The 25,519-nt window shown below is 40.6% G+C and carries 29 protein-coding genes and 1 pseudogene; 17 read left to right on the top strand and 13 right to left on the bottom strand.

What is annotated here, in order from left to right:
* The first annotated feature begins 162 nt into the window (after window positions 1–162).
* The 5 genes from BAE31_RS03265 (at window position 163) to BAE31_RS03240 (ending at window position 6,056) form a co-directional block, all read left to right on the top strand.
* Complete coding sequence (locus BAE31_RS03265; protein WP_076839449.1) at window positions 163–1,296, top strand: DUF445 domain-containing protein; 1,134 nt, start codon at window positions 163–165, stop codon at window positions 1,294–1,296.
* 121 nt (window positions 1,297–1,417) lie between these two features.
* The gene (locus tag BAE31_RS03260) at window positions 1,418–1,774 is read left to right on the top strand and encodes a YlbF/YmcA family competence regulator (protein ID WP_056766061.1); all 357 of its coding nucleotides are present in this window, start codon (window positions 1,418–1,420) and stop codon (window positions 1,772–1,774) included.
* Between the two features lie 452 nt (window positions 1,775–2,226).
* The gene (locus BAE31_RS03250; protein WP_039177545.1) at window positions 2,227–3,093 is read left to right on the top strand and encodes a Cof-type HAD-IIB family hydrolase; all 867 of its coding nucleotides are present in this window, start codon (window positions 2,227–2,229) and stop codon (window positions 3,091–3,093) included.
* Window positions 3,094–3,206: 113 nt separating this feature from the next.
* Window positions 3,207–4,706, top strand: a complete 1,500-nt coding sequence (locus tag BAE31_RS03245; RefSeq protein WP_076839448.1) for a coproporphyrinogen III oxidase — start codon at window positions 3,207–3,209, stop codon at window positions 4,704–4,706.
* A 75-nt stretch (window positions 4,707–4,781) separates the two neighbouring features.
* A complete protein-coding gene (locus BAE31_RS03240) occupies window positions 4,782–6,056 on the top strand; it encodes a lysine N(6)-hydroxylase/L-ornithine N(5)-oxygenase family protein (RefSeq protein WP_076839447.1) in 1,275 nt (424 codons plus the stop codon).
* 37 nt (window positions 6,057–6,093) lie between these two features.
* On the opposite strand, the gene BAE31_RS03235 is transcribed toward BAE31_RS03240, so the two are convergent.
* The 3 genes from BAE31_RS03235 to BAE31_RS03225 all read right to left on the bottom strand — a co-directional run bounded on the left by BAE31_RS03235 (window position 6,094) and on the right by BAE31_RS03225 (window position 8,206).
* Entirely contained in the window at window positions 6,094–7,317 is a 1,224-nt protein-coding gene (locus BAE31_RS03235; RefSeq protein WP_034282218.1) for a cation:proton antiporter, read from the bottom strand.
* A gap of 3 nt (window positions 7,318–7,320) precedes the next feature.
* Window positions 7,321–7,818, bottom strand: a complete 498-nt coding sequence (locus BAE31_RS03230; RefSeq protein WP_024425442.1) for a cation:proton antiporter regulatory subunit — start codon at window positions 7,816–7,818, stop codon at window positions 7,321–7,323.
* 64 nt (window positions 7,819–7,882) lie between these two features.
* On the bottom strand, window positions 7,883–8,206 hold the full coding sequence (locus BAE31_RS03225; protein ID WP_229137060.1) for a potassium:proton antiporter: 324 nt from the start codon (window positions 8,204–8,206) through the stop codon (window positions 7,883–7,885).
* Between the two features lie 181 nt (window positions 8,207–8,387).
* Between BAE31_RS03225 and BAE31_RS03215 the strand changes: the two genes are divergently transcribed.
* Complete coding sequence (locus BAE31_RS03215) at window positions 8,388–9,161, top strand: enoyl-CoA hydratase (protein ID WP_083703964.1); 774 nt, start codon at window positions 8,388–8,390, stop codon at window positions 9,159–9,161.
* Window positions 9,162–9,192: 31 nt separating this feature from the next.
* Here the strand turns inward: BAE31_RS03215 and BAE31_RS03210 are convergent, their stop codons facing one another.
* Window positions 9,193–9,381, bottom strand: a complete 189-nt coding sequence (locus tag BAE31_RS03210; protein ID WP_041109960.1) for a YhzD family protein — start codon at window positions 9,379–9,381, stop codon at window positions 9,193–9,195.
* A 171-nt stretch (window positions 9,382–9,552) separates the two neighbouring features.
* Between BAE31_RS03210 and BAE31_RS03205 the strand changes: the two genes are divergently transcribed.
* The 4 genes from BAE31_RS03205 to BAE31_RS03190 all read left to right on the top strand — a co-directional run bounded on the left by BAE31_RS03205 (window position 9,553) and on the right by BAE31_RS03190 (window position 14,927).
* Complete coding sequence (locus BAE31_RS03205) at window positions 9,553–10,767, top strand: metallophosphoesterase family protein (RefSeq protein WP_076839442.1); 1,215 nt, start codon at window positions 9,553–9,555, stop codon at window positions 10,765–10,767.
* A 16-nt stretch (window positions 10,768–10,783) separates the two neighbouring features.
* The gene (locus tag BAE31_RS03200; protein WP_076839440.1) at window positions 10,784–13,570 is read left to right on the top strand and encodes an ATP-binding protein; all 2,787 of its coding nucleotides are present in this window, start codon (window positions 10,784–10,786) and stop codon (window positions 13,568–13,570) included.
* A 62-nt stretch (window positions 13,571–13,632) separates the two neighbouring features.
* Window positions 13,633–14,580, top strand: a complete 948-nt coding sequence (gene yhaM / locus BAE31_RS03195; protein WP_024425447.1) for a 3'-5' exoribonuclease YhaM — start codon at window positions 13,633–13,635, stop codon at window positions 14,578–14,580.
* 116 nt (window positions 14,581–14,696) lie between these two features.
* Window positions 14,697–14,927 carry a sporulation YhaL family protein gene (locus BAE31_RS03190; RefSeq protein ID WP_024425448.1) on the top strand — a complete coding sequence of 77 codons (231 nt, stop codon included), beginning with the start codon at window positions 14,697–14,699 and terminating at the stop codon, window positions 14,925–14,927.
* A gap of 52 nt (window positions 14,928–14,979) precedes the next feature.
* On the opposite strand, the gene BAE31_RS03185 is transcribed toward BAE31_RS03190, so the two are convergent.
* Entirely contained in the window at window positions 14,980–15,864 is an 885-nt protein-coding gene (locus BAE31_RS03185) for a peptidylprolyl isomerase (protein ID WP_076839438.1), read from the bottom strand.
* Between the two features lie 161 nt (window positions 15,865–16,025).
* Between BAE31_RS03185 and BAE31_RS03180 the strand changes: the two genes are divergently transcribed.
* Both BAE31_RS03180 and BAE31_RS03175 read left to right on the top strand, forming a co-directional pair.
* Window positions 16,026–16,112, top strand: coding sequence for a YjcZ family sporulation protein (locus BAE31_RS03180; protein WP_008361129.1), 87 nt, complete (start codon window positions 16,026–16,028; stop codon window positions 16,110–16,112).
* 145 nt (window positions 16,113–16,257) lie between these two features.
* The gene (locus tag BAE31_RS03175; protein ID WP_017360317.1) at window positions 16,258–16,347 is read left to right on the top strand and encodes a YjcZ family sporulation protein; all 90 of its coding nucleotides are present in this window, start codon (window positions 16,258–16,260) and stop codon (window positions 16,345–16,347) included.
* A gap of 51 nt (window positions 16,348–16,398) precedes the next feature.
* Here BAE31_RS03175 and BAE31_RS19885 read toward each other — a convergent pair whose 3' ends face one another.
* Together BAE31_RS19885 and BAE31_RS03165 are read right to left on the bottom strand one after the other, a co-directional pair.
* The gene (locus BAE31_RS19885; RefSeq protein WP_072368131.1) at window positions 16,399–16,584 is read right to left on the bottom strand and encodes a hypothetical protein; all 186 of its coding nucleotides are present in this window, start codon (window positions 16,582–16,584) and stop codon (window positions 16,399–16,401) included.
* Between the two features lie 82 nt (window positions 16,585–16,666).
* Entirely contained in the window at window positions 16,667–17,188 is a 522-nt protein-coding gene (locus BAE31_RS03165; RefSeq protein WP_024425450.1) for a DUF3267 domain-containing protein, read from the bottom strand.
* A gap of 232 nt (window positions 17,189–17,420) precedes the next feature.
* Between BAE31_RS03165 and BAE31_RS03160 the strand changes: the two genes are divergently transcribed.
* Window positions 17,421–17,765 carry a YhaI family protein gene (locus BAE31_RS03160; RefSeq protein ID WP_041109967.1) on the top strand — a complete coding sequence of 115 codons (345 nt, stop codon included), beginning with the start codon at window positions 17,421–17,423 and terminating at the stop codon, window positions 17,763–17,765.
* On the opposite strand, the gene BAE31_RS03155 is transcribed toward BAE31_RS03160, so the two are convergent.
* Both BAE31_RS03155 and BAE31_RS03150 read right to left on the bottom strand, forming a co-directional pair.
* Window positions 17,743–18,363 (bottom strand): HTH-type transcriptional regulator Hpr, encoded by a 621-nt coding sequence (locus BAE31_RS03155; protein WP_024425452.1) that lies wholly within the window; start codon window positions 18,361–18,363, stop codon window positions 17,743–17,745. The genes BAE31_RS03160 and BAE31_RS03155 overlap by 23 nt on opposite strands.
* Window positions 18,364–18,550: 187 nt before the next feature.
* Window positions 18,551–18,907 carry a YtxH domain-containing protein gene (locus tag BAE31_RS03150; protein ID WP_024425453.1) on the bottom strand — a complete coding sequence of 119 codons (357 nt, stop codon included), beginning with the start codon at window positions 18,905–18,907 and terminating at the stop codon, window positions 18,551–18,553.
* A 128-nt stretch (window positions 18,908–19,035) separates the two neighbouring features.
* Here BAE31_RS03150 and yhzF point away from each other — a divergent pair, with 128 nt between their 5' ends.
* Window positions 19,036–19,227 carry a membrane protein YhzF gene (gene yhzF / locus BAE31_RS03145; protein ID WP_024425454.1) on the top strand — a complete coding sequence of 64 codons (192 nt, stop codon included), beginning with the start codon at window positions 19,036–19,038 and terminating at the stop codon, window positions 19,225–19,227.
* A gap of 49 nt (window positions 19,228–19,276) precedes the next feature.
* On the opposite strand, the gene BAE31_RS03140 is transcribed toward yhzF, so the two are convergent.
* From BAE31_RS03140 to BAE31_RS03130, 3 genes are all read right to left on the bottom strand, one after another.
* Window positions 19,277–19,795, bottom strand: a complete 519-nt coding sequence (locus tag BAE31_RS03140; RefSeq protein WP_024425455.1) for a tryptophan transporter — start codon at window positions 19,793–19,795, stop codon at window positions 19,277–19,279.
* Window positions 19,796–19,922: 127 nt separating this feature from the next.
* The gene (gene serC, locus BAE31_RS03135) at window positions 19,923–21,002 is read right to left on the bottom strand and encodes a 3-phosphoserine/phosphohydroxythreonine transaminase (RefSeq protein WP_076839436.1); all 1,080 of its coding nucleotides are present in this window, start codon (window positions 21,000–21,002) and stop codon (window positions 19,923–19,925) included.
* Between the two features lie 159 nt (window positions 21,003–21,161).
* Window positions 21,162–21,590 carry an HIT family protein gene (locus BAE31_RS03130; RefSeq protein WP_024425457.1) on the bottom strand — a complete coding sequence of 143 codons (429 nt, stop codon included), beginning with the start codon at window positions 21,588–21,590 and terminating at the stop codon, window positions 21,162–21,164.
* Between the two features lie 486 nt (window positions 21,591–22,076).
* Here BAE31_RS03130 and BAE31_RS03125 point away from each other — a divergent pair, with 486 nt between their 5' ends.
* From BAE31_RS03125 to BAE31_RS03115, 3 genes and pseudogenes are all read left to right on the top strand, one after another.
* Complete coding sequence (locus tag BAE31_RS03125) at window positions 22,077–22,817, top strand: ABC transporter ATP-binding protein (RefSeq protein ID WP_024426563.1); 741 nt, start codon at window positions 22,077–22,079, stop codon at window positions 22,815–22,817.
* On the top strand, window positions 22,810–24,030 hold the full coding sequence (locus BAE31_RS03120; protein ID WP_041109972.1) for an ABC transporter permease: 1,221 nt from the start codon (window positions 22,810–22,812) through the stop codon (window positions 24,028–24,030). The genes BAE31_RS03125 and BAE31_RS03120 overlap by 8 nt, the downstream gene beginning before the upstream one ends.
* 45 nt (window positions 24,031–24,075) lie before the next feature.
* Window positions 24,076–24,782, top strand: a pseudogene (locus BAE31_RS03115) (EcsC family protein).
* A 96-nt stretch (window positions 24,783–24,878) separates the two neighbouring features.
* On the opposite strand, the gene BAE31_RS03110 reads toward BAE31_RS03115, so the two are convergent.
* A partial coding sequence (locus tag BAE31_RS03110; protein ID WP_139336366.1) for a transposase occupies window positions 24,879–25,519 on the bottom strand: 641 nt, incomplete at its 5' end.

Here is a 25,519-nt window from a genome sequence, read left to right as displayed (position 1 = left end):
TTATGATTTTACATAAAGCTCATGCTCCTTTATCATTACGACAGATCGCTTGATCATATGTCTCGCTGCATGCTTCATTTGCTTGGGAACTTGACAACAACTATAATACGTATAGATCAAAACAATAAACTTCGGGTGTTGTTTGAAAGGTAGATGACGACTTTGAATATATTCACAACGTTTATCTTTATGATTGTTATTGGCGCAGTCATAGGAGCAGCGACAAACCATCTTGCAATTAAAATGCTTTTTAGGCCTTATAAGCCATATTACTTATTCGGAAAACAGCTTCCATTTACACCAGGGCTTATCCCTAAAAGAAGAGACGAAGTAGCCAAGCAGGTTGGTGTCATGGTTATGGAGCATTTGCTCACGCCAGAAGGTATTCAAAAAAGATTTGAATCATCGGAGGCAAAGCAGGAGATCCTGCGTACAGTCCATCGATATATTGACAAAGGCGCAAATATGGAGATCACCGTATTCTCTCTGCTAGAAAAATTCGGCGTTACAGAGGCTGATGTCAAAGCAGATGAATGGCTCCATCAGTGGTCTGACCAGAAGCTTGCTTCACTGCTGGAAACATATAACGAGCAAACTTTATCTGAATTGCTCCCGGTAGAAGTTGAAACCAAAATATCATCAAAAATTCCAGATGCAGCAGATTATATTTTAAAGAGAGGTATTCATTATTTTGAAAGTGATGAAGGCAAAGCCAGGCTTGGCAATATGATTGATGATTTCTTAAAAGAACGGGGAATGCTTGGCAGTATGGTTCAAATGTTTCTAGGGAATTCAAGCTTAATTGATCGTGTGCATCCAGAAATTATCAAGTTCTTAAGAAACGCAGAAACCAAAAGATTTTTATCAGATTTACTTGTTCAAGAATGGGACAAGGTGAAGCAATTTTCTCTTCATGAGCTTGATGAAAAATGGAATGTGAAGGAACTTATTTTTAGTGTGAAAAATCAATTGCTTTCTCATTTCTCTACAAAGCTGATATTAGACAAACCAGTTGGAACATATGTCAGTGCTGTAGCGGATGATCTTAAAACACATTTTGCGCCAGTGTTGATTGATAAGGGGATCGAAGCGGCTTCAAATTCTTTAGAGAGTCTGCTTGCAAAGCTGCAATTTGAAGATATCATTCGTGAACAAATTGAACTTTTCCCGCTTGAAAAAATGGAAGAGCTTGTAGTCAGCATCTCTAATAAGGAGCTGAAGATGATAACATTTCTAGGCGGTCTTTTAGGCGGGATGATTGGTGCTATCCAGGCTGTTTTTGTGGCGCTATTCTAAGACAAGCTATAGAAATTTTAATGAATTCATTGTATATATGTGAAACGAAAGCCATAGTTTGTTATAGTGGAGTGGTGTCCGCCGATCATATCGGTGATAACGGATAGAAAGGAGACATAACATGTCTGTAAATCTTTATGATGTTGCATATGACCTTGAAAAAGCATTGCGTCATAGCGAAGAATATTCAACTTTAAGAAATCTTTATGATGAGGTAAACGCGGATGATTCCTCTAAAAGAATGTTTGAGAACTTCCGTGACATTCAAGTAAACCTTCAACAAAAACAAATGACTGGTCAAGAGATCACACAAGAAGAAGTGGAGCAAGCTCAAAAAACAGTTGCTCTTGTTCAGCAGCACGACAAAATCTCTCAGTTGATGGAAGCAGAACAACGTGTGAGTGTTCTTATCGGTGAATTAAATAAAATTATCATGAAGCCACTTGAAGAGCTTTATGGGAATCCAGAAGAAAACTAATGGAAAGGGCGATGTCATTCGCCCTTTTTTGTTTTATCTTTTCTCCTCAATATCTTTTAAAAAAAGGTTGTCGAAGCACATAAATTCTGCGATAATACTTATATTGAAAGTGCTTTCAAAAAGGCGCTCTCAAGGGACAATTGGGTGCGTTTCACTTGGGATTTATGGCGGTGAGCCAAACGAGAGAGAAGCGCTTCTGGGAGAAACGCAAAGCATCATAAGGGGATCTGATATAAGCAATGCTTTGGTGTGTAAATGATAAGGGGATCATGGGGAGCTTCATCACTCCATTGTAACGCATCCAAACCATACATAAAAAAAAGCCTAGGGGTAGGCTTTTTTTATTTATCCATCTATTCATAACCTGGGGCTCTTTCAACTGCATGTTCTAAAGCACCAAGCTAGGGCATATCCTCATCGTAAGTACAGTCATCAAGAAGGGGGATGCCTCAGTGTCAAAAAAACTACTTGCACTCAATATAGATGGGACGTTACTTCGTTCCAATGGTAAAATCCATTCTGCTACAAAAGAAGCTGTGGAATATGTAAAGAAAAAAGGGGTTTACGTGACGATTGTCACCAACCGGCATTTTCGTTCCGCTCAAAAAATTGCCAAGGCGTTGAAGATTCCAACATCAACCCTTGTGACGCATAGTGGTGCATTTATCGCCGATAAACTCGATGAGCCGCTTCATGTGAAAAAATTAACGGAAGAAAAGACATTTAATCTTGTGCAAATCCTTGAAAGCTTCGATTGTAATGTCCGCTTGCTGCATGAAAAATTCTCGATCGGCAACCGGAAAAAAACGCAGTCTCAGCTGATGGGAAAGACGCTCATTCATCCGTCTGATCCAATTTTCTATCCTGTCCAATTTGTTGAATCGTTAAGTGATATGCTGATGGATGAACCAGTCAGTACTCCAGTGATTGAAGTATATTCGACCGCGGAGCTTCAGCCTGAGATTCACAGGACCATTCAACAAGCATTCCCATCTGTTGATCTTATTAGGATCAGTGATGAGAAAATGAATATTGTATGCAAAGGGGTTTCGAAGGAAGCGGGACTTTCTCTTTTAACCTCTGCACTCGGTTTTACTTTAGAAGATACGGTCGTCATTGGACATGGAACAGATGACATTCCAATGCTTGAATTGGCTGGTTTAGGCGTTGCTATGGGAAATGCCCCCAATGATGTCAAGCGTAAAGCCGATTGGGTGACGCGCTCGCATGATGAGCAGGGTGTGGCTTATATGATCAAGGAATACTTTAGAATGCAGCAAAGAGAAGGATTTTTACATCAATTCGATATTAAGAGATAATAAAGTGAAGGCCCTGTCCATCAAGAAATGACAGGGCCTTCGTCTGTTCCCGTCATTGCTTTTCCTACATGAATTTTGTAAAATGAAACAAGTTTGAAGATAAAGGTGATATGATGCGAATTTTAATTAAAGGGCTGTCAGATGAACGATTTCATCGCCCGCTTGTCAATATAGCTAATTTATTTGAAGAAGATAGTGAAGTGATGTTTGAACCAAGTGAATTGGATGATGGTTTGATCATGGAATTTAGCTGGAAAGAAGAAAATGGCATGGTGGAAGCATCTGGCCATATCGATGGATCAGACATCACCAGTCGTTTTTCGCGGGATGTCCCAGAGAGCTTGAACGATAAGGAGCGCTGGAAACAAATCAAAAACACAGTGCTGTCTGTTTATTTACACTTGCTTCAGGAGCACACAGGAATGACACAAAAGTGGGGGATTCTCACGGGAATACGTCCGACGAAATTACTTCATAAGATGCTGAGAGAAGGCATGTCAAAGGAAGATGCACATGCGGCGTTAAAGCGTGATTACTTGATTCATGATGACAAAATCAATTTGATGCAGGAGATTGTCGACCGTCAGCTTAAAGCCATTCCAGATCTGTATGACCTTCAGCAGGAAGTGAGTATTTATATTGGCATTCCTTTCTGCCCCACAAAATGTGCTTATTGCACGTTCCCTGCTTACGCCATTAAAGGACAAGCTGGCAGAGTGGGAACGTTTTTGTTTGGTCTGCATTATGAAATGCAAAAAATGGGCGCATGGCTAAAAGAACATGGGATCAAAGTGACGACTGTTTACTTTGGCGGAGGCACGCCAACGAGCATCACAGCGGAAGAAATGGACTTGCTGTATGAAGAAATGTATCGCTCGTTCCCAGATGTGAAGCATATACGGGAAGTGACTGTCGAAGCAGGGCGTCCTGATACGATTTCGCCTGATAAGCTAGAGGTGCTAAATCGCTACAATATTGACCGGATTAGCATTAACCCGCAATCGTATGAGAATGAAACACTAAAGGCTATTGGCCGGCATCATAGTGTGGAAGAAACGATTGAAAAGTATCACTTATCAAGACAGTACGGCATGAATAATATCAATATGGACTTAATCATTGGATTGCCGGGAGAAGGGCTCAAAGAATTTCAGCACTCCTTGCAGCAGACTGAAGAGCTCAAGCCTGAATCTTTGACTGTGCATACACTCTCCTTTAAAAGAGCATCTGAAATGACGCGCAATAAGGAGAAATACCAAGTAGCAGACCGAGAAGAAATCACACGTATGATGGATGAAGCGGTCACTTGGACGAAATCACATCATTATCACCCGTATTATTTATATAGACAAAAAAATATTTTGGGAAATCTCGAAAATGTCGGGTATTCATTAGATGGGCAGGAAAGTTTGTATAATATCATTATCATGGAAGAAGTACAGACAATCATTGGCATTGGATGCGGTGCAGCAAGTAAATTCATTGATCCACGATCAGGAAAAATTACGCAGTATGCCAATCCAAAAGATCCAAAATCGTATAATGACCGCTATGAACACTATACAGAAGAGAAAATTCAATTCCTTGAATCATTATTTGTTTCTCACGTTTAAACACTGCGATAACGCAGTGTTTTTTTCATTTGTAAAAGGGTATATAAGTGATAAAAAGGTAAAGCAGGTGTACATATGATAGATGTGATCGGAATTGGGATTGGGCCCGCCAATTTAGGGTTGGCCGCTTTGTTAGAGGAGTATGAGGATGTCTCATGCTGTTTTTTTGAACAAGAGTCTGAGTTTGCTTGGCATCCTGGTATGCTGATCAAAGGAACGGATTTGCAAGTTTCCTTTTTAGCAGACCTTGTCACAATGGCGAATCCAAGGAGCAGGTATACATTTTTAAATTATTTACATGAATCAAATAGACTTCACCGGTTCTATACATTTGAACAGTTTGATATCCCGCGGAGAGAATTCAATGAGTATTTATCATGGGTAGCAGGAGAATTAGACAGCTGTCAGTTCGGGATGAAGGTAGAAGAAGTGACGGACTGCCAAGATGGCTACCTTGTGAAAGTCAGACGGCTGAAAGATGGATCGCTTTCTGAGTATCGTGCAAAGCATGTCGTGTTAGGCACAGGAAGCAAACCGATGATTCCAGTCGATGTGCCTGAAGCAGCATACCCATATGTGACCCATAGCAGCCGTTATTTAGATCAGCAGAAAGCACTTCATGAAGCTGAGTCGGTGGCGGTAATCGGCTCAGGGCAGAGTGCAGCTGAAATTTTCTTAGACCTGCTTCAGCATCAAAAGAAAGGGCAGCAGCTTTCATGGTTTACGCGTTCTAGTGAATTTAGAGAGCTGGAGACAGCAGAACTTGGCCAAGAGCTTTTTACACCAAAGTATGTCGAGTATTTTCATTCGCTTCCTTATGAAGAACGTATGAACACATTGCCTAGGCTGACAGGATTAAGAAATGGCATCGATGCATCAACGCTTTCGCGCATTTATCAGGAGCTGTATCATCGCTCTGTTTCAGGTGAAGAGCCATCTGTGCTCATTCAGCCAATGACAGAGCTTGAAGCGATTCAAAGAGGAGAGCATCAGCCTTTGGAGCTGCATCTCAAACAGTGGCAGCTGAAGAAAGAAAAAAGCATAACTGTAGATCATGCTGTATTGGCTACAGGATACACACCGAATATTCCTGAATGGTTTAGTGCATATGAACCTTTGATTGAATGGGAAAGTGATGAGCATTTTAAAGTGACAGACGACTTCAGGCTTGTGTTCAAAGACAAACGCTCAAATCATTTATTTACATTCACGAATCTTGATCATTCTCATGGAACAGCGGCAACCAATTTGAAACTATCGATTTACCGCAACCAGAAAGTCATTCGAACCATTCGCGGGGCCGAGGAAGCGCCAGTCAAGCAAGAAACTGCATTTCAGCAATTTGAATAAAACATAGAAAAGGGCCCAAGCATAGGGCCCTTTTTCATTAGATCGTCGTTTCTTTTTTTACTTTTGGTTTTTCAGGTTTCCATTTGAAGATTTTGTTTAGGATTTGATAGATTTTCTTAGATTCTTTCGTTACGAGCGGTCCTAAGATCGCAAGGATTAAGACATACAAAGCAGCAAAGGGCTTCAAAGTAGCGGCAAGTCCGCCGGCGATGCCAAGCTCGGCAACAATGATTGAAAACTCTCCTCTCGATACGATGGTTAATCCAATATTAGAAGAGGCTTTATGAGAAAATCCAGCTCTCCGTCCAGCGAACATTCCGGCAGTGAAGTTCCCAATTAAGGTAAGAATCACAGCGCCGATCGCAAGCCAGAAGGCATCACCCAATGTAAACGGATCGATACTGAGACCAAAGCTGAAAAAGAACATCGCTCCAAAGAAATCTCTAAACGGAACCACGAGATGCTCGATGCGGTCTGAGTGCTCTGTTTCTGAGAAAACAAGACCAAGTAAGAGAGCCCCAATAGCCTCTGCTACATGAATCGTTTCTGAAAAACCAGCGACAAAGAACAAAGCGGCAAAAATCACAATGATGAACACTTCGTTCGAACGGATATCAAACAACTTATTTAATAGTTTTGGCAGCTTCCGCGCAATGATAAAGAAAAGCATCATATAACCAAAAGCGATTAAAATCGATAATAAGGCACCGCCAACAGTAGTAGCATCTCCAAGGACAAGACCTGATACGACGGATAAATATACGGCAAGGAAAATATCCTCAAACATAATAATCCCTAGAATTAACTCTGTTTCAGGATTTGCCGTCCGTTTCAAATCGACAAGGACTTTGGCCACAATGGCACTGGATGAAATGGTGATCACACCTGCCATAATGAGAACCTCAAGGAATCCAAATCCTGTGATAAAACCGTAGAGCAGTCCTAAGCTGAAGTTGATCAAAATATAAATAGATCCGCCGACTGCAATAGATTTACCCGATTTAATGAGTTTTCCGACAGAGAACTCAAGTCCAAGATAGAAAAGAAGGAACAGGACGCCCATTCTGCCAAAAAACGAAATGATCTCCGTGCTTTCGATAAATTTCAAATCAATGATCCCGATAGTTGGAGCATGCGGCCCAACAATCATTCCGAGGACAATGAGAAAAGGGATGATAGAAAATTTAATTTTATTGGCGATTAAGCTGGCGATGGCGATAAGAATTAGCGCCGTCCCAACTTCAAAGACTAAATGATCCATTCATCACTCTCCCCCTCTAGAAAGAAAATCACGTACCAATCGCTTCAAGTGTTTTCTTTCGCCCGAAATGACCATCGTATCATTTGCTTGAATAATCGAATCGGCACCAGGGTTGAGTAATTTTTCATTTGTATGTTTAATGATCGCAATCACGGTGACTTCATAATTTTGTCTCACATCTAAATCACCGAGTGTATGTCCAACCGCTTTTGCACCTTTTTCCACCTTAAACCATTCAATGATCAAGTCGTTGAAGGCCATTTCAATGGTTTCTAGTGCCTGCGGTTTATACACCATACCGCCGATAATAGCAGCGATTTGCCGGGATTCAGCATCATCGAGTGAAATGGTAGACAGCACTTCATCTGGATCATCATCGTCAAAACGATAAATTTCCCGTCTGCCATCATCATGAATCACAATCGTCATCTTTTCTCTATTTCTCGTTTCAATTTCAAATTTCTTTCCGATCCCAGGAAGATCATTTTCTTTAATGTTCATTTTATCCCTCCGAATTTGATAGGCTGTGTTTTTCAAATAGTAAATGCGGATGAAATAAAATGAATCAGTAGAGGTAATTAGATTGATACATAACGGGGATCGCACACTTCATTTCCAAAAAACATAGATCAATGGACAATGCAGCTGATGGGGCAGGCTTTGGCAGAAAAGTCTTGGCATCCACCATGGATAATCTGTCCTTCAACAGAATGGATGAAGCATGTTTTTTTGAAAATGAAGGTGTCTTCACAGCATTGATTTCTTCATCATAAATGGATGGAGAAATCATGCTAGTACTCGCTTCTGCCTGTGAAGCAAAAACGACATTTGAAAAAGGAGAAAACATGACGATGAAGCTAACCAATATTATGATGGAACATCTGATCAATCATCCTCCTCCTTTCAAATTTATTTTCTTTCTTTTTTTACTATATAAAAATATATTTCTTGTTTCAATCATTATGCTTATTTTAGTATCAATTGATCTTGAAATTTTTTATTTAGAGAAAAAGGTTTTACATGATGGAAATGGAAGTAAGTGATGAGCTTTTAAAAGAAGAGGGGGATGGATGATGACATATATCAATTGTCAGTTAGACGGGGATGTTTTTGAAATCGTTTTCAATAGGCCTGAAGCTTATAATTCTTTTCATGTGGACATGTTTGCTGAATTCAAAGAAGCATGTGATGCAGCGGAGGAAAGTAGTGCAAAAGTCGTTGTCATCAAGGGAGAGGGAAAAGGATTTTCAGCAGGCGGAGATATTGGGATGATGCTTAAGCAGGAAAGTGAAGAAGATTTCCATCGTGTGATGGATTTGATCGAGGGAATTACACTTTCTCTAGCTAGTATGAAAAAAGTGACGATTGCGCTTGTCCACGGGTCAGCAGCAGGCCTCGCTTTTAGCTTTGCCCTAAGCTGTGACTACTTGTTTATGCATCAGGATGCAAAACTCGCCATGAATTTTAATGGAGTAGGATTAATTCCAGATGGCGGGGGGCATTTTTTCCTCACAAAAAGAGTGAGTGAGCAAACCGCTAAACAATTGATTTGGAGCGGACAAAAGCTGCCGGCTGAAGAAGCGTTAAAGCTGCGCCTTGCAGACGGGGTGTTTCAGGATGAGGTCGATACGTACCAAAAAGTGTGTGTGAAGCCATTTATGAACATGCCGCTTCAAGCCTTTATCGAAACAAAGATGATCTATTTCCAGCAGTCAGAATCAAAGCTTTTAGCAGTTCTTCAAAAAGAGAGAGCAGCACAGGCAAGACTGAGAAAAAGTCATGATCACAAGGAAGGTATACAAGCCTTTTTAGAAAAAAGACGTCCTGTCTTTCAAAAAGCATAAATGAACATGAGGCCGGCGAAAGCCGGCTTTTTTAACGTTCAAATAAAAGCAGCTTTCCTGCTTGATCAACGAGTCGATGAGAATGTTTTGTATATTGCTGTTCCATTAAGCGATGACGTCCTAATTCCTTTGCTTTCTCATCACTATCCGCTGTGATTTTTTCATTTAATAAAGTATCACCCGACCGGTCAAATACGGTTAAAAAGTATGTCTTCTCCATTCCTCATCTTCCTTTCCTCTGTTTTTAATGTAATTAAACATGGAATAAGTCAAAACCTCTTTTTTAGCCCTTAAAAATGTGTTTTTTAGATTGAGAGTGATAGAACGTGCATTCGTAAAAATGGCATGATAAAATATGGACAATGACAGTATCGGACAAGGAGATAGACGTTTGACTAAGCTCACCTTTATTCATGCCGCAGATTTACATTTAGACAGTCCCTTTGCAGGAATGTCGACTATACCTAGTTCTATATTTAAGCGGCTCAAAGAAAGTACATTTCAAAGTGCTAAGAACATCTTTGATCTTGCCGTTGCGCGGGCGGTAGACTTTGTGCTGCTGAGCGGAGATTTATTTGATGAATCCAATCGCAGCTTAAAAGCACAGCTGTTTTTAAGAAATCAGTTTGTAAGACTGCAAACGCACGGGATTGAAGTCTTTATTATTTATGGGAATCATGATCATTTAGGCGGGGAATGGACACCGATTGAGTGGCCTGAGAATGTACATGTCTTTACGAGCAGTACACCAAGTGAGCACTCCTATTATCGAGGGGAGCAGCTTGTCGCCAGTATTTATGGGTTTAGCTACAAAGAGCGGGCTGTCTATGAAAATATGACATCTCATTATGTCAAAACAACAGACGCTGCCTATCACATTGCAATGCTTCACGGCACATTAGCCGGACAAGAAGGACATGATGCATATGCCCCATTTCAGCTTCAGCAGCTCATAGCACGGGATTTTGATTATTGGGCGCTCGGACATATACATAAAAGAGCCCTCCTGCATGAAGACCCATATATACTTTATCCTGGTAATGTGCAGGGCAGACATATAAAAGAAACGGGAGAAAAAGGCTGTTACTTGATTCACCTTTCCGAAGATTCACGGGCAGCGGATTTTATCAGCTGTGCAGATATCATCTTTGAGAAACTGGCAATAGACATCACAGAAACGGCTCATATGACGGATCTTGTCACACTTGTGGAAGGCAAAATAAATGACCTGAAAGAGGAAGGCGTTCCTCATTTTGTGAGAATTGAATTGACAGGTGATGCACCTTCTTACTTTGAGCATACGCAGCTTGAGATCCTAGAAGAGCTGTTGACTGTTTTTCATGAGCAGGAGGAAGATGAAGACGTGTTCGTTTGGGTGATATCAATTGACTGCCGAACAAATGAGGATATGATCTATCCAGAGGATTCTTTTTTGAAGGAACTAACAGCAGAAATTGCACAGTTTGAGTCATATGAAGAGCTGCTTTCACCGATCAAGCGTCACCCAATCTACAGGAAGTCAGGAAAAGCGCTCACAAAAGAGGATGAATTGGATATAAAAGAAGAAGCACAAAGGCTGCTGACGGAACAGCTGAAGCAATTATGAGAAAAGGAGAGGTATGATGAAAATACGTTCACTCCATATAGCGAATTTCGGGAAATTTTCAAATCGAACCTTTCACTTTTCTGATGACGGTTTTCAGCTAGTTTACGGCCTGAATGAATCGGGGAAAACGACATTGAAGGCGTTTATTGAATCGATGTTATTTGGTTTTTCAAAAAACAAGATATACAAGCCGAAACAAGGATCTTTCTATGGCGGCTCCCTCACTTGCTTAGATGAGGAGTTAGGTGTCATTCACATTGAGAGATCGTCCGATCGAGGCGGTCAAGCACAGGTGTTTTTACCGAATGGTGAAGTGAAAGATGAAGCATTTCTACGAACTCTTTTAAAGGGAACAGATCGCAGATTATTCCAATCAATCTATTCATTTGATGTGTTTGGTCTGCAAAATGTCCAAGCCTTAAACGAAGATCAAATCGGTGAATTTCTCCTTTTCTCAAGTTTATTTGGCTCAGATGCTGCCTCCAAGATGGATAGCAGGCTGCTTAAGCGGCAGGAGCAGCTGTTTAAACCAAATGGACGCAAGCCGGAATTAAACCAGCAGCTTGATCGTTTAAAAGAGCTGGCTGCACAGCTGAAACAAGCTAGATTGGCAGAAGGCCGTTATACAGAAAAAAAACGGGAGCATTCTGAATTAATAGAGACGATCGCAGCGCTTCAAAAGGAAATGAAGCAGACAGAAGAACAGATTCAGCAGTTAAACGAACACATTCGACTTTATCCCATGATAGAGAAGAAGATGGAGTTAAAAAAAGAATTAGCCCGTTATCCAGAACGAGTCAAACGCTTTAGAGCAGAAACAGAGCATGAATTGGATAAATTAGAATCACACCTTCACCCGAAAAAGGCTCAAATGACTGCACTAAAGCAAAAATTAGATCATTTGCAAACCTCGCTGGCACAAGTTCAACCGCTTTATGACAAGGATACATTACTGGAGATGAAGCGTGTTGTTGATGAATCTTCTCATGCTGAACGTGTCAAAAACCGCTTAGCTGAATGTAAAGCAGAACGTGATTCAGTGAAACAAAAAATGGACGAAGCCGCAGCGAAGCTAAAGTGGCAGCGTTCAGTCAAGCTTGATCAGATTGACGACTCCCTTGAATTTGAGTGGGAATTAAAGGAGGCTGTCAGCCAATACGTTCGTTTAATGGACAGAAAGGCACAGCTGGATGACCGGTTTGATCATGCAAGACATGAGCTGGAAGAAGCGGAAACCGCTTTAAAAGGATTAAAGGAACAGCAGGCCAAATCGCACAGTTCAGTGGAAGCTGGGGAAACAAGAACAAAAGAGAAACGGGTTCATTCCCGGGCGTGGTTATTTCCTGTGATGGTGATATTTGATGCTGCACTTCTGCTTGTCCTTTTCTTTTTAACAGAGTGGTGGGTTACTTTCTTATTTGCAGGGTTTTCTGTTTTTGTCTTCTTTGCTATTTACCCATTTTTGAAATCGACACAGGTGAAACACGGAAGCGGCAGGGGAACATTCGATTCCTTCCAAGTGCAGGCAGCTTCAGCTGAAACGCTTGTGAGGCAGAAGGAGCTTTTGTACGAAAGGATCATCCGGCAATATGAAGACTGGGAGCAGGAGCTGGAACCTGTCCAGCAGCAAGTAGAGGAAAAGAAAAGACAGCTGGGCTTGTCCTCAGAGCTTTCTTTCCTAGTAGAAGCCTTCCTTATCCTGAAGCAATTAAAAACGAATACAGCGGGATATGAGGAGCTTAGCCGGGAAATAGACGAGCTTGCCGGCCAGCAATCCAATTATGAGCAAAGGGTGGAAGCGTTAAGCAGTCTTCTGCAACGAAAGGAAGGCACCATTCAAGAGAACATCTCGGCCTTTCAAGAGATGTTGAAAGATGAGGCGAAAAGAGAAAAAGAACGTCAGACATTGGATGTATCGATTCAACATGTGAAACAGCAGATCACGACACTAGAAGGGGAAATTGACTATTACGAAAAACAAATGGACGCGCTTTTTCGTCAAGTAGAGGCAGAGTCCAAAAAAGATTATCAAATTCTTTCCCATCTATCGAAAGAATATCGGGAGCGGCTTTCCCATTTGCAGCAGCTGAATCAAGAGCTGCATAGAAGCGGCTGCTTTGATGAGGAAGAATCGATTGTTCGTAAAGGATTGCGTCTGCTTGAAGAAGAGTGTGCGGAAGCAAAGCAGCACCTGAATAACATACAATCGAATGCGGCGAAAATGGAAAAACGTCTGGCAGAACGAGCAGTGGAAATCCGGCAAATAGAAGCTTCAGGTACGGTGTCTGATTTGACTCATCAGCTTTCAGTTGAGCAGGAGCATGCAAAGCACCTTGCGAAAAAATGGGCGGCGGTTCAGCTTGTTCGCTCCGTCATTCGAGAAAAATTGAATGAACATAAAGAAAAAAGGCTGCCAGCACTGCTGCAAACAGCTTCCCGCTTTATTCAGCCGTTAACGAATGATCGATATGAAGCCATTTTATTTTCACCCGAGGATGACCGGCTGATCGTGAAAAGGATGGACGGACGAATATTCCGCCCAGAAGAGCTCTCGCAAGCAACATGTGAACAAGTCTATCTGGCCATTCGTTTTGCACTCGCCTTGTCTCATCAGCAGGAATGTCAGCTTCCGTTTATGATGGATGACAGCTTCGTTCATTTTGATCATGTTCGTCTAGGAAGAGTGCTGGAGTTGATGAATGAACTCACGCGTTATGAAACACAGCTGTTTTATTTTACCTGTCATCAGCATATGATGCAGGCAGCAGAAGATGGACAGATTACGAGTTTAGCAGTTGAATGATTGACAAATAATGACTTATGTTATACTTATATGAGCAGAAACATGGAAGGAGCTTTTATTGAATGGCTAAAGGGATCATGACCTATGATGTCGGCGAACAAGTTGACCTGCATTTATTAATTAAATCATCTACTAAAGGGATTGCAAGTAATGGCAAACCATTTTTAACGCTCATTCTTCAAGATCAAAGTGGAGATATTGAGGCGAAACTATGGGATGCAAAGCAGAATGATGAAATCACCTACGGCCCGCAAACCATCGTGAAGGTAGTAGGCGACATTCATCATTATCGCGGGAGGAATCAGCTGAAGCTTAGGAATATACGCCCTGTTGCTGAAAACGAGCAAATTCGAATTGATGACTTTCTCGAAACAGCTCCTATTCCAAAACACGATATGATGGATACGATTATGCAATATATCTTTGATATGAAAAACCCTAATATTCAGCGTGTTACAAGGCATCTGCTAAAGAAATATGGACAGGAATTTGCTGATTATCCGGCAGCGACAAAAAATCATCACGAATTTGTCTCTGGACTCGCTTACCACGTTGTGTCCATGCTGCATTTAGCAAAATCCATTGTTGACTTATATCCATCACTAGATCGAGATCTTTTATATTCAGGCATCATTCTTCATGATTTAGGGAAAGTCAAAGAGCTTTCGGGTCCAGTCTCCACGACATATACGGTGGAAGGGAATTTAATTGGCCACATTTCCATTATGGTGACAGAAATTGCGAAAGCTGCGGAAGAGCTTAGCATTGATTCTGAGGAAATTCTCATTTTACAGCACTTAGTCCTGAGTCATCATGGAAAAGGGGAATGGGGCAGCCCGAAACCACCAATGGTGAAAGAAGCTGAAATTCTCCACTATATTGATAATTTAGATGCGAAAATGAACATGATGGATCGTGCGCTTGAGCATGTGAAACCAGGAGAATATACAGAACGTATTTTTGCACTTGAGAATCGTTCGTTTTATAAACCAACCTTCCATCACGAATAATCATGTCAAAACGTCCGTTTATGCGGGCGTTTTTTTCATAACTTGTCTTCTTTTCGCATAAGCATGTAACACAAAGGAAGAGAGGAATGTCCTTAAGAAAAGGAGGCGATGAAAAAATGTTGTTTTTTCCGTGGTGGGTGTATGCATGTATTATCGGCATTATTTTCTGTGCGTATAAATTAATGACAACAGCCAAAGAGGAGCAAGAAATTGATCAATCCTTTATTGAAAAGGAAGGAGAAATTTTTATCGAGCGAATGGAACAGGAAAGAGAGCGCAGACGCCAGAATCAGCAGGTGAAAAGATCACAGGATACTGCGGCACATGAAGATCATTCAATTGCTTAATCTCGTCATACAAAACCCCTCTGCACGATGACGGCAGAGGGGTTTTTTGTGATTACTGGTTCTGTTGTGTCTGCTGATTTTGTGCAGGCTGTTCAGATTTTTCTTTGAACGTTTTTTGAAGCTCTTTATCTTTTACTTTCACATCAGCATCTTTTACTAATTTGTTTAAGATGTTTTGGATTTCATTTGTGTCTGCTTGTTTTTGGTCAAGCAGTTCTTTTTTCAAGTCCGCTTTCATGTCATCATATTTACCGCGTTCTTCAGTCTTTTTAATGATATGGTAGCCGAATTGGGATTTTACTGGCTTGCTGATTTCATTTACTTTTAGTTTGAAAGTTGCTTTGCTGAAGTTCTCGTCCATTTGGCCTTCTTTTGCGAACCAGCCTACATCGCCGCCTTGTGCTGCTGAAGCAGTATCAGTTGAATATTCAGAAACAAGGGAATCCCATTTTTCACCTTTATCTAATTTCTTTTCCACTTCGTCAGCTGTTTTCTTATCAGCTACTAAAATGTGGCTTGCACGGATTTTTCCTTTAAGGTCATCGTAATACGATTTTACTTCTTTATCAGTGATTTTGATGTTAGCTTTGGCAGCCTTTTGAGTCAGCAGCTCATATTTCACTTGATCTTTGATGTAATCTTTACCGAATTCATCTTGAAGCTGTTTTAAACGATCTTCACCAAGTGTCTTTTTATATTCTTCCAATTTCTTATCAATTTCTTTATCAGATACTTTGTATTTGTCAGCAAGAACCTTTTGTTGAACAAGTAGGTTTAGAGCATCTCCACCTGCTTGTTTCTTAAGAGTTGTATAAAGTTCTCCTTTTGTGACATCTCCTGATTTCGTTGTGGCGATCACATCTTTATCACCGCTACTGCATGCGCCAAGAGTTAAAACACTTACTGCTGTTACAGCTGCTAAAGCCATTTTTTTCATTCAAAAAACACTCCTAATCTTTCCAATTTATTTATCATTGCTTGTATCATAACATATTGTGACACGCTGTAAAAAGAAATGCAAATGGAAGGGCATTCGTCTAGTCAAAAAATTGCGAGCGACATACACATATAGTGATCACAAAAAGGAGGCTGAATTATATGGGAGCAGGATATTCTAATGGGTTTGCTTTATTGGTCGTGCTATTCATTTTGCTGATCATCGTTGGTGCAGCATATCTTTACTAATTAAATCGCTGTGACAGAAGGGAGCCGTCCTGCCGTGCGTGAGGGCGGTTCTTTTTTCAAACGATGACAGGTGCCTAAACGTTTTTTATTTTTCTGCATACACTGAGCTTAGAACAGAGGAAGAACTGGCAGGAGGTGTTTTCACATGGGAGGAGAAGTCTTTGCTGGCGGTTTTGCACTAGTCGTCGTATTATTCATTTTATTGATCATCATCGGTGCATCTTGGATTTGCTAATTCAAATATACACAAAAAGCTGCCCTCAAACTGGCAGCTTTTGCTTTGATCTTAAATGGAAATGGTAATTTCAACAAATGATGAGATAAGTAAGATCAGTATCGATACATTGATAAAGCGAAACACCTTATCTTGCCGTTCTTCAGGAATCTCTCTGACAAGGCATAATGTATTAGTAAGCCTGTTTATTGAATACACAATAAACGCGGCAAAGACGATGAAGTAAAATAAAACTATCGGAGATCCCCCCTCTCTATGCTATTCCCATACTACATTACCAAATTTTTTATGAAAAAGATAGAAGTTGGCTTTAAAAACCTCATGATGAGGAAGTTTGGTCAACTAAAATATCAAACTCGTCTTGAGCTTGATCGATGATGCAGGATTTAGGTGCTTTGAGCAGCTTCCATGCAAATAAAAAGTCAGGCAAACAATAGCCTGCATGTATACTAGCGATGATGATAAAATAGTGTGCGTACATAGGAAACGCCACGCCTAACACAAAGTAAACCGGTGAGATGACACAAAACGGGCTGAGAAGTGAAAAAAGCATCACTTTCTTAGGCACGCGCTGCCAGCAATTTCGTTTCATCAATAGCGTCATTTTTTTCTTATTTTTCATCACTGGGATCAAGTGAACCACACGGTGGACAAGCAATGTCACAAGTAAGAGCACGGCAAAAAGCGGTGCGTTATGGCTGCTTAGCCTCGTTTCAGGATGAGTCAGTTGAAAACATAAAAATGCCATAATGAAAAAAAGGATAGCAAGACTTATGGCAGAAATCATCATTCTCGTATAACCATAATCCTTTTCAAGATTAATGGTCTTCCAACAATTCATTTTTCATCCTTCCAATCTAAAAATCGAATTGAATATCTCAAGATAATTTACTCTTCCTGAGGATAAAAATCAATGGTTTTGATGAAAAAAAATAAAATGGTGCCTTCATATGGAATAAAGAGAGGAAACTTTGGATTTTTCAAGAAAAAAGAACTGAAGGGGGAGGTTCGTCTCTTTCGTCAATGAGTAATTTCGGCTAAAATAGAAGGACTAAGAGAAAGAGGGAACGTACATGAGTATTGAGGAACGAATGAGCCAGCTTGAATATTATATGGAACTTTTATTGACGGCAACCGATATGAGCCGTTATCCATATTATGCGTTATTGATCAGGCAGCGTGTATCGAAAGAAGAGGCAGAGGAAATTGAGCGTATTTGTGCTGAGCTTTCAGAGGAAATGGATAAGCAAAAAGCACAAGGCTACGTCATGTTTGACGATCTCCTTGCGCTCTTTGCGGGACAGTTAATTGAAAAGCTGGATGTTCATGAGACGATATTTGCTTTGCATGATCAAGGGCTCTTTCAGCCGCTAATGAATGAATTTATAAAGATCATTAAACAATTTGATTTGTTTTAGACGCTTTTTCTGCTGCCTCAGCTGAGTTTTCGAGTTCCTCAGTCTTTTTTGTGACTTTTCCTTGCTCATTCAAAAAGTCCTTCTCAATGTTTGAAAACGATTTCTCAAAAATCTCCATGAAATCCTCACCATAAATGTTTCGGATGATACACATCATTTCTAAAATCTCAGGGAACTTTCCGTAAATGTCATGAAGCGGCTGTGCGCCTTTGACAATACCAGTTCGGGCCGGGTCATAATCTTCGAGTAGTTTATGGAATGTCTCTTCGCCTTTTGGCGTTAGCTCAATATACGTATTGCGCTTATCGTTTAACTTTTTAGAAAATTTTAAAAATCCTCGTTCCTCCAGTTTCTTGGAGAAGTTAAACGCCGTTGATACATGCATGACGCCAAACTTTGCAATTTCTGATATTGAAGCTCCTTTTAATTGATACGCAATCCACAAAATATGATGTTCATTGATATTTAGGTTATACGGTTTGATCCACTGCTGCCAGTCCTTTTCAATGGATTTCCAAAGAGCTTTGCTCAATTGGGCCATTCTTTGACTGAATAAAAGTGCTTCTTTTACATCGAAAGGCTGTTCCGAATGATTCATCCATTTCACCTACTTCTCTTTTTCTTGTAATTCTATTATGCCAATAAAATAAAGATTAATAAAGCTGAAAATTCAAGAATTTTTAAAAGTCATGAAAAACATTGTCAAAATAACCTTTTTTCAACAAAAAAAGTGCGGGATACGCACCCCGCACACTTTTGTAAACGAATATTTTTTTGTGAGTATATTAGTTTTGTAAGGTTTTCTCCAGTTGTTTGAGCTTTTCCTCAATTTCCTGAATTTCCTTTTGTAAGTCCTGCTGATGAGGTTTGATTTCTTCGCGCCATTGCTGAATCGATGTTTGCAATTCAGACCCGACTTCTTTAATCACCTCTGCGCTTTCTTTTGCTGTTTCCACAATTTGCTCTTTTAAAGCTTGTCCATCTCTTTTTAATTTTGTCAGCGTATCTTCGAATTTGTCATAGCCGTCTTTCACTTTTCCGCGCACATCTCTGCCAGAAGAGGGAGTCGTCAGGAGCACTGCCGCACCTCCGAGGAGACCGCCTACAAATAATCCTGTTAATAAAGAACGTCCACTAGCCATTCAAATCACCTCTAGTCAAATTTTACACATTCGCATGTTCTCTCTGAGCTGACGATCAGCTTCATTGAACTTCCATACATAGCTTGCTTTATTTTAGCATACTTTTGAAGAAAAGGGAGGGGAGAAGGTTGTCTGTCTTTCTGTTCGTTTTTATGTGTATCGTCATCGTTTTTACAGGTGGTTCTATTCATTATGCAAGACAGCTTGGGTATGCAGGGTCTTATCCGCCAAAACATGTTTTAAAGCAAAAAGCACTTGTGTGTGCGGCTGGTGCAGGAATTTCGCTCCTCATTTTGCTGCTGACCCTTTTTCTTTTATAAAAGCATGAAAAAAACCTCTTCATCTATCATGAAGAGGTTCGGTTATTCGTTAAGCAACTTCTATCATTCTTGCACGTCTCAGAATGGACTGAGCAATTGGGAAGACAAATACCATAGCAATGGTATTAATCACGGCTGCTGGCAGGACAACACCCACAAGAAGTGCCGGTAATGCAGCTGGCAGTCCAGTGATCAATAAAGCGGCAGATAAGAAAATCACGCCGGATACGATGGTTCCAATCGCAGTTAACACAGCGGTCAGCACCACTTTGTTCTTTATCTTCAAGCAAGATAAGAAAAGGGCTAAGAAGATAAAGGCTGTCACTGGCTTATCAATCATATTCGGAATTTGTCCGCCTGGGAATCCCGTTGTTAATGCAGAAATCACGCCAGTCACTAGCGCAATTACGACAACATGCTGTACCTTTGGGAAAAGGATGATGCTTAAAAACATCATGACCAGCATCATGTCAGGTTTCATTCCAAAAAAGATGGGCGGGAAAATCGTATGCAAGACAGCTCCCATTGCTGCAAGCAATGACATAATCACTAATTCTTTTGTTTTCATTTCTATGCTCTCCTCTGCTAAGCTCTTATAGGACTCTCCAATAATATGGCTCATCATTTATTGCAAGAGTCATGACTTTATATTTCTCGTTATTATAACAAATTTATTTCCCTATAGAAAAGCCTTTTTACTCATTTTCTTGCTGGAACTTTTTCATAAAGTCCGCAAGCTTTTGGCAGTCTTCAATTGAGACCGCATTGTAAATAGATGCTCTGCATCCACCGACAGAACGGTGGCCGGCAAGTCCAACCATTTGCTCTTGCTTTGCTTTTTCCACAAAGGAAGAAGTAAGTGCATCATCGCGAAGAGTAAAGGTGACATTCATATGCGAACGGCTGTCAGCGCGCGCATGTCCTTGATAAAAACCGCCGCTTTGATCAATGGTATCATAGAGAATACCTGCTTTTTGTTCATTGCGTTTTTCCGCTGCTTCTACACCGCCAGCTTGTTTGACATGCTCAAGGACAAGTGACAGCATATAAATCGCAAAAGTCGGTGGTGTATGATAAAGAGAATTGGCTTTTGCGTGTGTTGAATATTTTAATATTTTCGGCGTGCTGCTTTTCTCTTTCTCTAATAAACGTTTGCGCGCAATCACAATCGTGATACCTGAAGGTCCTAGGTTTTTTTGTGCCCCAGCATAGATGAGATCAAATGAAGAAACGTCTATTTTTTTGCTGAGAATATCACTGGACATATCCGCAATGAGCGGGAGTGACGTGTTCGGGAACGTTTTCCACTGGGTACCGAAGATCGTATTGTTCGATGTGATGTGTAAGTAAGCACCATCTGTTAAACCGGAAGCATCTACTTCTGGAATATACGAGTAGTTGTCATCTTCACTTGAAGCAAGCACAGATGTCTGACCAAACCCTTTTGCTTCTGACAATGCTTTTTCTGACCAAGCGCCTGTTTGAATGAAATGAGCTGTTTCGCCTTTATGTAAGAAGTTCATAGGAATCATCGCAAATTGAAGACTAGCTCCGCCTTGTAAAAAGAGGACTTCATAATCTTCTGGAATGTCCATCAACTCCATCAAAAGCGCTTTTGCTTTATTGTGGACTTCTTCATATTCACCGCTGCGATGAGAAAGCTCCATCACAGACATCCCAGTTTGTTTAAAATCAACAAGTTCTTCCTGTGCTTTTTGAAGCACTTCTAGCGGCAATGCCGCCGGACCAGCATTAAAATTCGTTGTTCGCTTCATCACAATCTCTCCCTATTTCTCGCGTTAATGGATCAAAAGATAAAACCATCCTATCACAAATTTGAAGCATTTGGACAAAAAATTTGAATCGTTCAAAATATCTTACTATTAAGAGATGGAAGCGATGAAAAGGGGTAAAAATAAGAAAAACCTCATCTGTTAAGATGAGGTAAGCCGCGTGTGGATGGCAGAGGAAATGTCTTTTAAATCCTCTGACGTGTATTGATCTTGATGTGATTTCCATACGGCACCAAAGCCATCGCCTTTTCCGTAGCGCGGAATGATGTGCATATGGTAATGGAACACCGATTGACCGGCTTTTTCACCGTTGTTGTTCAGGAGGTTTAACCCGATTGGTTCAAATTCCTGTTTGATCGCCCTTGCAATTTTCGGAATCGCTTGGAAGTAGTGGTTAGACACTTCTGGTGTCATCTCATAGATGTTTTCTTTATGTATTTTTGGGATTACAAGGGTATGTCCTTTTGTTACTTGGCTGATATCAAGAAAAGCCAATACATGCTCGTCTTCATATACTTTTGCACATGGAATGTCTCCATCAATGATCTTGCAAAAAATGCAGTCGCTCACGCCATGTCACTCCTCATTATTTTTCCTTTATCGTATCATAAAAAGAAGCAAAAAAGAAAACAGGACAAGCGAACTCCTTTGGTCGCTCATCCTGCTCCTGCAGAAGAAATGCTGATGCTTTCATTCGAATGCCTTTTGAATTCTCTATTTACTGAAATAAAGAATTCATATGCCTGCTATTTCTGCCGTAAACACCTCATTTGACGTTTTGGTTTGTCGTATACATATTGTATAGGACACAAAAATCAAGAATCAGTGAAGCAAAACAGAAGCTAAGGTTTTTAGATGAAAAACCAACTTGTCATGCGGTTCTTTGCCTTTAACAAACACCTCATTTACTTATTGGTCATCAAGTTCATTTCTTCTACATACATTATGATGACCAAGGCGCCTATTTTTTATTCATGACTCGTCTATAGGTAAACATTTCAAATTATCATTCGTTTTTGTTACTATAAAGGAAAAAAGAAAGAAAGGAACGAATTCATGTCCCTTCTCACTGTAAAAGATGTAACGGGCGGATATACGAAGAATCCCGTTCTAAAAAATATTTCATTTGAATTAGAAAGAAATCAAATCGTCGGTCTCATTGGCTTAAACGGGGCGGGGAAAAGTACAACCATCCGCCATATTATCGGGCTCATGAAACCGCATAAAGGTGTCATTGAATTAAATGGACGAACCCTTCAAGACGACCAAGAGGCGTATCGTTCACAATTTACGTTTATTCCTGAAACACCTGTTTTATATGAAGAATTAACGTTAAAAGAGCATTTAGAGCTGACAGCGATGGCTTACGGTCTATCAAAGGAACAATTAGATGAACGCCTGCCATCATTGCTGAAAGAATTTCGAATGGAGAAAAGGCTGAAATGGTTCCCTGCTCATTTTTCAAAAGGAATGAAGCAGAAGGTCATGATTATGTGTGCATTCCTTGTGGAACCAGAGCTATATATCATCGATGAACCGTTTTTAGGGCTTGATCCTCTTGCAATCAATGCACTGCTTGAACGGATGAATGCTGCGAAGAAAAGCGGCGCTAGTGTCCTGATGTCAACGCATATTTTAGCGACAGCTGAGCGCTATTGTGATTCCTTCATTATTTTGCACGAAGGGGAAATCAGAGCGAAAGGAACACTGGCAGAGCTGAGAGAACAGTTCGATATGAGAGATGCGACACTCGATGATCTTTATTTGGAATTAACAAAGGAAGAAAGCTATGAGTAAAACAACGCTTACTATTTGGAAATCAAGATTAGAGGAACACATACAAGAAACAAGAAAATACTTAAAATACATGTTCAACGATCATCTTGTCATTGTGCTCATTTTTTTCCTTGCAGGCGGAGCAAGCTGGTACAGCAGCTGGCTCAAACATATTCCGGCTCACTTCCCATCCTACTGGGTGATGGCAGTTGTTTTCTCATTGGTACTTACAAGCTCATACGTACGTACGTTGATTAAAGAAGCCGATCTCGTGTTTTTGCTTCCTTTGGAAGGGAAGATGGAGCCTTACTTAAAACAAGCGTTTAACTTTAGCTTCATTTCTCAGCTGTTTCCTCTCATTGCTGTATCCATTGTCGCACTTCCGCTTTATTCGGCGGTGTCTTCAGGAGGCATCACGGAGTATGTGCTGATATTGGCGCAAATGATCTTAATAAAGGGCCTGAATACAGCCATTCAATGGAGAATGACTTATTTTCAAGGAAAACACGTGAGATGGCTCGATGCAGCCCTTCGTTTTCTATTAAATATGATGTTGATCTACACCGTATTACAGGCAGCCTATGCGATTGCAATCGTTTTTTATCTTATCTATGGTGTCTATCTTGTCTACTTAACAAATGCAGTGAAAAAACAGCCTTTTCAATGGGAAATGCATATTTCTGATGAATTAAAACGGAAGCAGCGCTTTTATCGTTTGGCAAACTTATTTACAGATGTGCCTCACTTAAAGAAACAGGTGAAAAGAAGAGCATACATGGACTGGATTTTGAAGTTTGTTCCTTACGATCAGCGTAAAACTTTTTCTTATATGTATGTGAGGGCGTTTGTACGCTCAAATGACTATTTTGGTCTCGTGTTTAGATTAACGGCTGTGTTTGTCCTGATTATTTTGTATACAGGTGCAGCAGGCTGGGTGGGTGCGTTACTAGTCTTGTTCACAGTATTTATCACAGGTGTACAGCTTGTGCCGTTAACGAAGCACTTTGCTCATCTTTCATTACAGGTACTTTATCCAGTTTCTCAAAAAGAAAAGGATCGAAGCTTTTTTGTTCTCGTCCGTAATGTGCTCATCATCCAATCGATATTGCTGAGCTGTGCGCTACTTCCAGCAGGAGGCTGGCAGGGAAGCGGACTTGCCTTTCTCATTTCTTTAGCATTTGTGCTTGTCCTCTTTAAGCCTTACGTGCAAAGCAGGTTAAAAAAGATGAGATAAGTGGAGATGAGAGCGAGCGTATGATGACATCAAGGAGGGGACCGGATGAATGCAGCTGAACGGGAGTTGTATGAAGAAGCCATTCTTTTTCAAACACGTTTTTTAAGAAAACCTTCAAAGATCGAACGGTTTTCAAAAGGAGTTCAGCAGCAGGTGAACCGCCGAATTCCTGCCAGGCTTCATCAAGTCATCACAAGTGCAGTCAAAACAATGGTTGAACCACCGTATCAGGATCACACTTTACTTCATTTTCAGTGATTGATGAACAATTATCTATTGTAGAACGAAATGAACTGGCAAAGGATAAAGTGAAGTATTACCAAAAGGCGGCTGCTATCGAAGGGGTTGGAACAGGTGCAGGCGGTTTATTCCTCGGAATGGCAGACTTTCCCCTGCTGTTAAGCATAAAGATGAAATGCCTTTATGAGCTGGCGTGTATTTATGGCTTTGATTTATCTCAAAAGGAGGAAAGACTCTTTTTGCTCTGCATATTTCAACTCGCCTTTTCCAGCAGTGCCCATCGTCAAAAAATGATGAAGATCATAGATGATTGGGAAACGAGCCGCAAGGAAATGGATTGGTACAGCTTTCAGCAGGAGTATCGAGATTACATTGATCTTGTAAAGCTGTTTCAATTAATGCCGGTCGTCGGAGCCGCTGTTGGCGGGGTGGCAAATCATCAGCTGACAGGACAGCTCGGAGAGGTTGCACGCCATGTGTTTCACTTGCGAATATTGAAAGAAATGAAATAAGCCGCTGATGACAGCGGCTCAGACCGTAGACAAACCCCACCTTTACTTCAAGTAAAAGTGGGGTTTTCACATTTTTTGATAAAAACATCATGTGTTTTACAATGGACACGGTTCTTTCCATGTCCAGTTTGCAAGCTTTTCAAGGTTCATGGCAGCGAAAGTAAGCATCGCTTGCATTGAAACTTTTTTTAGTCCACGAAGTTTTGTCCAACGCATACCATGCTTTTCTTTTGCATCCGCAAAAACGCGTTCAATCGTTTCTTTCCGTTTTGCATAGATGCTTTTATTTATTTCAGTGAGTCTCATGTTGTCTGCTTCATCTAGGTAATCCTGCCAAATATGCCGATGAATTTGTTTTGTGTGATTTTGACTTTGTGTACAGTTATCTAGAAATGAGCAGGACTTACATACCTTTGAATCGGATGCATATTGCTTATAGCCTTCTCTAGTCGTTGTTCGATAAGAGAGAATTTGCCCGATGGGGCAAATGTAACAATCAAAATATGCATCATACACGTATTCATTCTTTTTCAAATAACCAGCTTTTGTTCTTGGACGAGTGTAAGGCATGACTGGTCTTATCTCTTGATCCATTAAAAATTTAGCGATGTAAGGTGTTTTATATCCAGCATCTACTGCGACTACATTGGGTTTTCCGACTTTCTTTGTCACCTTTGATACGAGTGAATCTAACATACGACTATCATGAACATTTCCACCAGTGACCAGTGTTCCTA

Source organism: Bacillus sp. I-2 (genome assembly GCF_001974945.1).
GTDB classification, from domain to species: Bacteria; Bacillota; Bacilli; order Bacillales; family Bacillaceae; genus Bacillus; species Bacillus safensis.
Note: the sequence above shows the minus strand (reverse complement) of the source record. Positions and strands in the feature narration are given on the sequence as shown.

What these genes read in the sequence shown, in the direction of transcription:
- BAE31_RS03260 (WP_056766061.1), top strand. Translation starts at nt 1,418, where the DNA reads ATGTCTGTAAATCTTTATGATGTTGCATATGACCTTGAAAAAGCATTG.
- BAE31_RS03245 (WP_076839448.1), top strand. Translation starts at nt 3,207, where the DNA reads ATGCGAATTTTAATTAAAGGGCTGTCAGATGAACGATTTCATCGCCCG.
- BAE31_RS03240 (WP_076839447.1), top strand. Translation starts at nt 4,782, where the DNA reads ATGATAGATGTGATCGGAATTGGGATTGGGCCCGCCAATTTAGGGTTG.
- BAE31_RS03235 (WP_034282218.1), bottom strand. Translation starts at nt 7,317, where the DNA reads ATGGATCATTTAGTCTTTGAAGTTGGGACGGCGCTAATTCTTATCGCC.
- BAE31_RS03230 (WP_024425442.1), bottom strand. Translation starts at nt 7,818, where the DNA reads ATGAACATTAAAGAAAATGATCTTCCTGGGATCGGAAAGAAATTTGAA.
- BAE31_RS03215 (WP_083703964.1), top strand. Translation starts at nt 8,388, where the DNA reads ATGATGACATATATCAATTGTCAGTTAGACGGGGATGTTTTTGAAATC.
- BAE31_RS03210 (WP_041109960.1), bottom strand. Translation starts at nt 9,381, where the DNA reads ATGGAGAAGACATACTTTTTAACCGTATTTGACCGGTCGGGTGATACT.
- BAE31_RS03200 (WP_076839440.1), top strand. Translation starts at nt 10,784, where the DNA reads ATGAAAATACGTTCACTCCATATAGCGAATTTCGGGAAATTTTCAAAT.
- yhaM (WP_024425447.1), top strand. Translation starts at nt 13,633, where the DNA reads ATGGCTAAAGGGATCATGACCTATGATGTCGGCGAACAAGTTGACCTG.
- BAE31_RS03190 (WP_024425448.1), top strand. Translation starts at nt 14,697, where the DNA reads ATGTTGTTTTTTCCGTGGTGGGTGTATGCATGTATTATCGGCATTATT.
- BAE31_RS03185 (WP_076839438.1), bottom strand. Translation starts at nt 15,864, where the DNA reads ATGAAAAAAATGGCTTTAGCAGCTGTAACAGCAGTAAGTGTTTTAACT.
- BAE31_RS03180 (WP_008361129.1), top strand. Translation starts at nt 16,026, where the DNA reads ATGGGAGCAGGATATTCTAATGGGTTTGCTTTATTGGTCGTGCTATTC.
- BAE31_RS03175 (WP_017360317.1), top strand. Translation starts at nt 16,258, where the DNA reads ATGGGAGGAGAAGTCTTTGCTGGCGGTTTTGCACTAGTCGTCGTATTA.
- BAE31_RS03165 (WP_024425450.1), bottom strand. Translation starts at nt 17,188, where the DNA reads ATGAATTGTTGGAAGACCATTAATCTTGAAAAGGATTATGGTTATACG.
- BAE31_RS03160 (WP_041109967.1), top strand. Translation starts at nt 17,421, where the DNA reads ATGAGTATTGAGGAACGAATGAGCCAGCTTGAATATTATATGGAACTT.
- BAE31_RS03155 (WP_024425452.1), bottom strand. Translation starts at nt 18,363, where the DNA reads ATGAATCATTCGGAACAGCCTTTCGATGTAAAAGAAGCACTTTTATTC.
- BAE31_RS03150 (WP_024425453.1), bottom strand. Translation starts at nt 18,907, where the DNA reads ATGGCTAGTGGACGTTCTTTATTAACAGGATTATTTGTAGGCGGTCTC.
- BAE31_RS03140 (WP_024425455.1), bottom strand. Translation starts at nt 19,795, where the DNA reads ATGAAAACAAAAGAATTAGTGATTATGTCATTGCTTGCAGCAATGGGA.
- serC (WP_076839436.1), bottom strand. Translation starts at nt 21,002, where the DNA reads ATGAAGCGAACAACGAATTTTAATGCTGGTCCGGCGGCATTGCCGCTA.
- BAE31_RS03125 (WP_024426563.1), top strand. Translation starts at nt 22,077, where the DNA reads ATGTCCCTTCTCACTGTAAAAGATGTAACGGGCGGATATACGAAGAAT.
- BAE31_RS03120 (WP_041109972.1), top strand. Translation starts at nt 22,810, where the DNA reads ATGAGTAAAACAACGCTTACTATTTGGAAATCAAGATTAGAGGAACAC.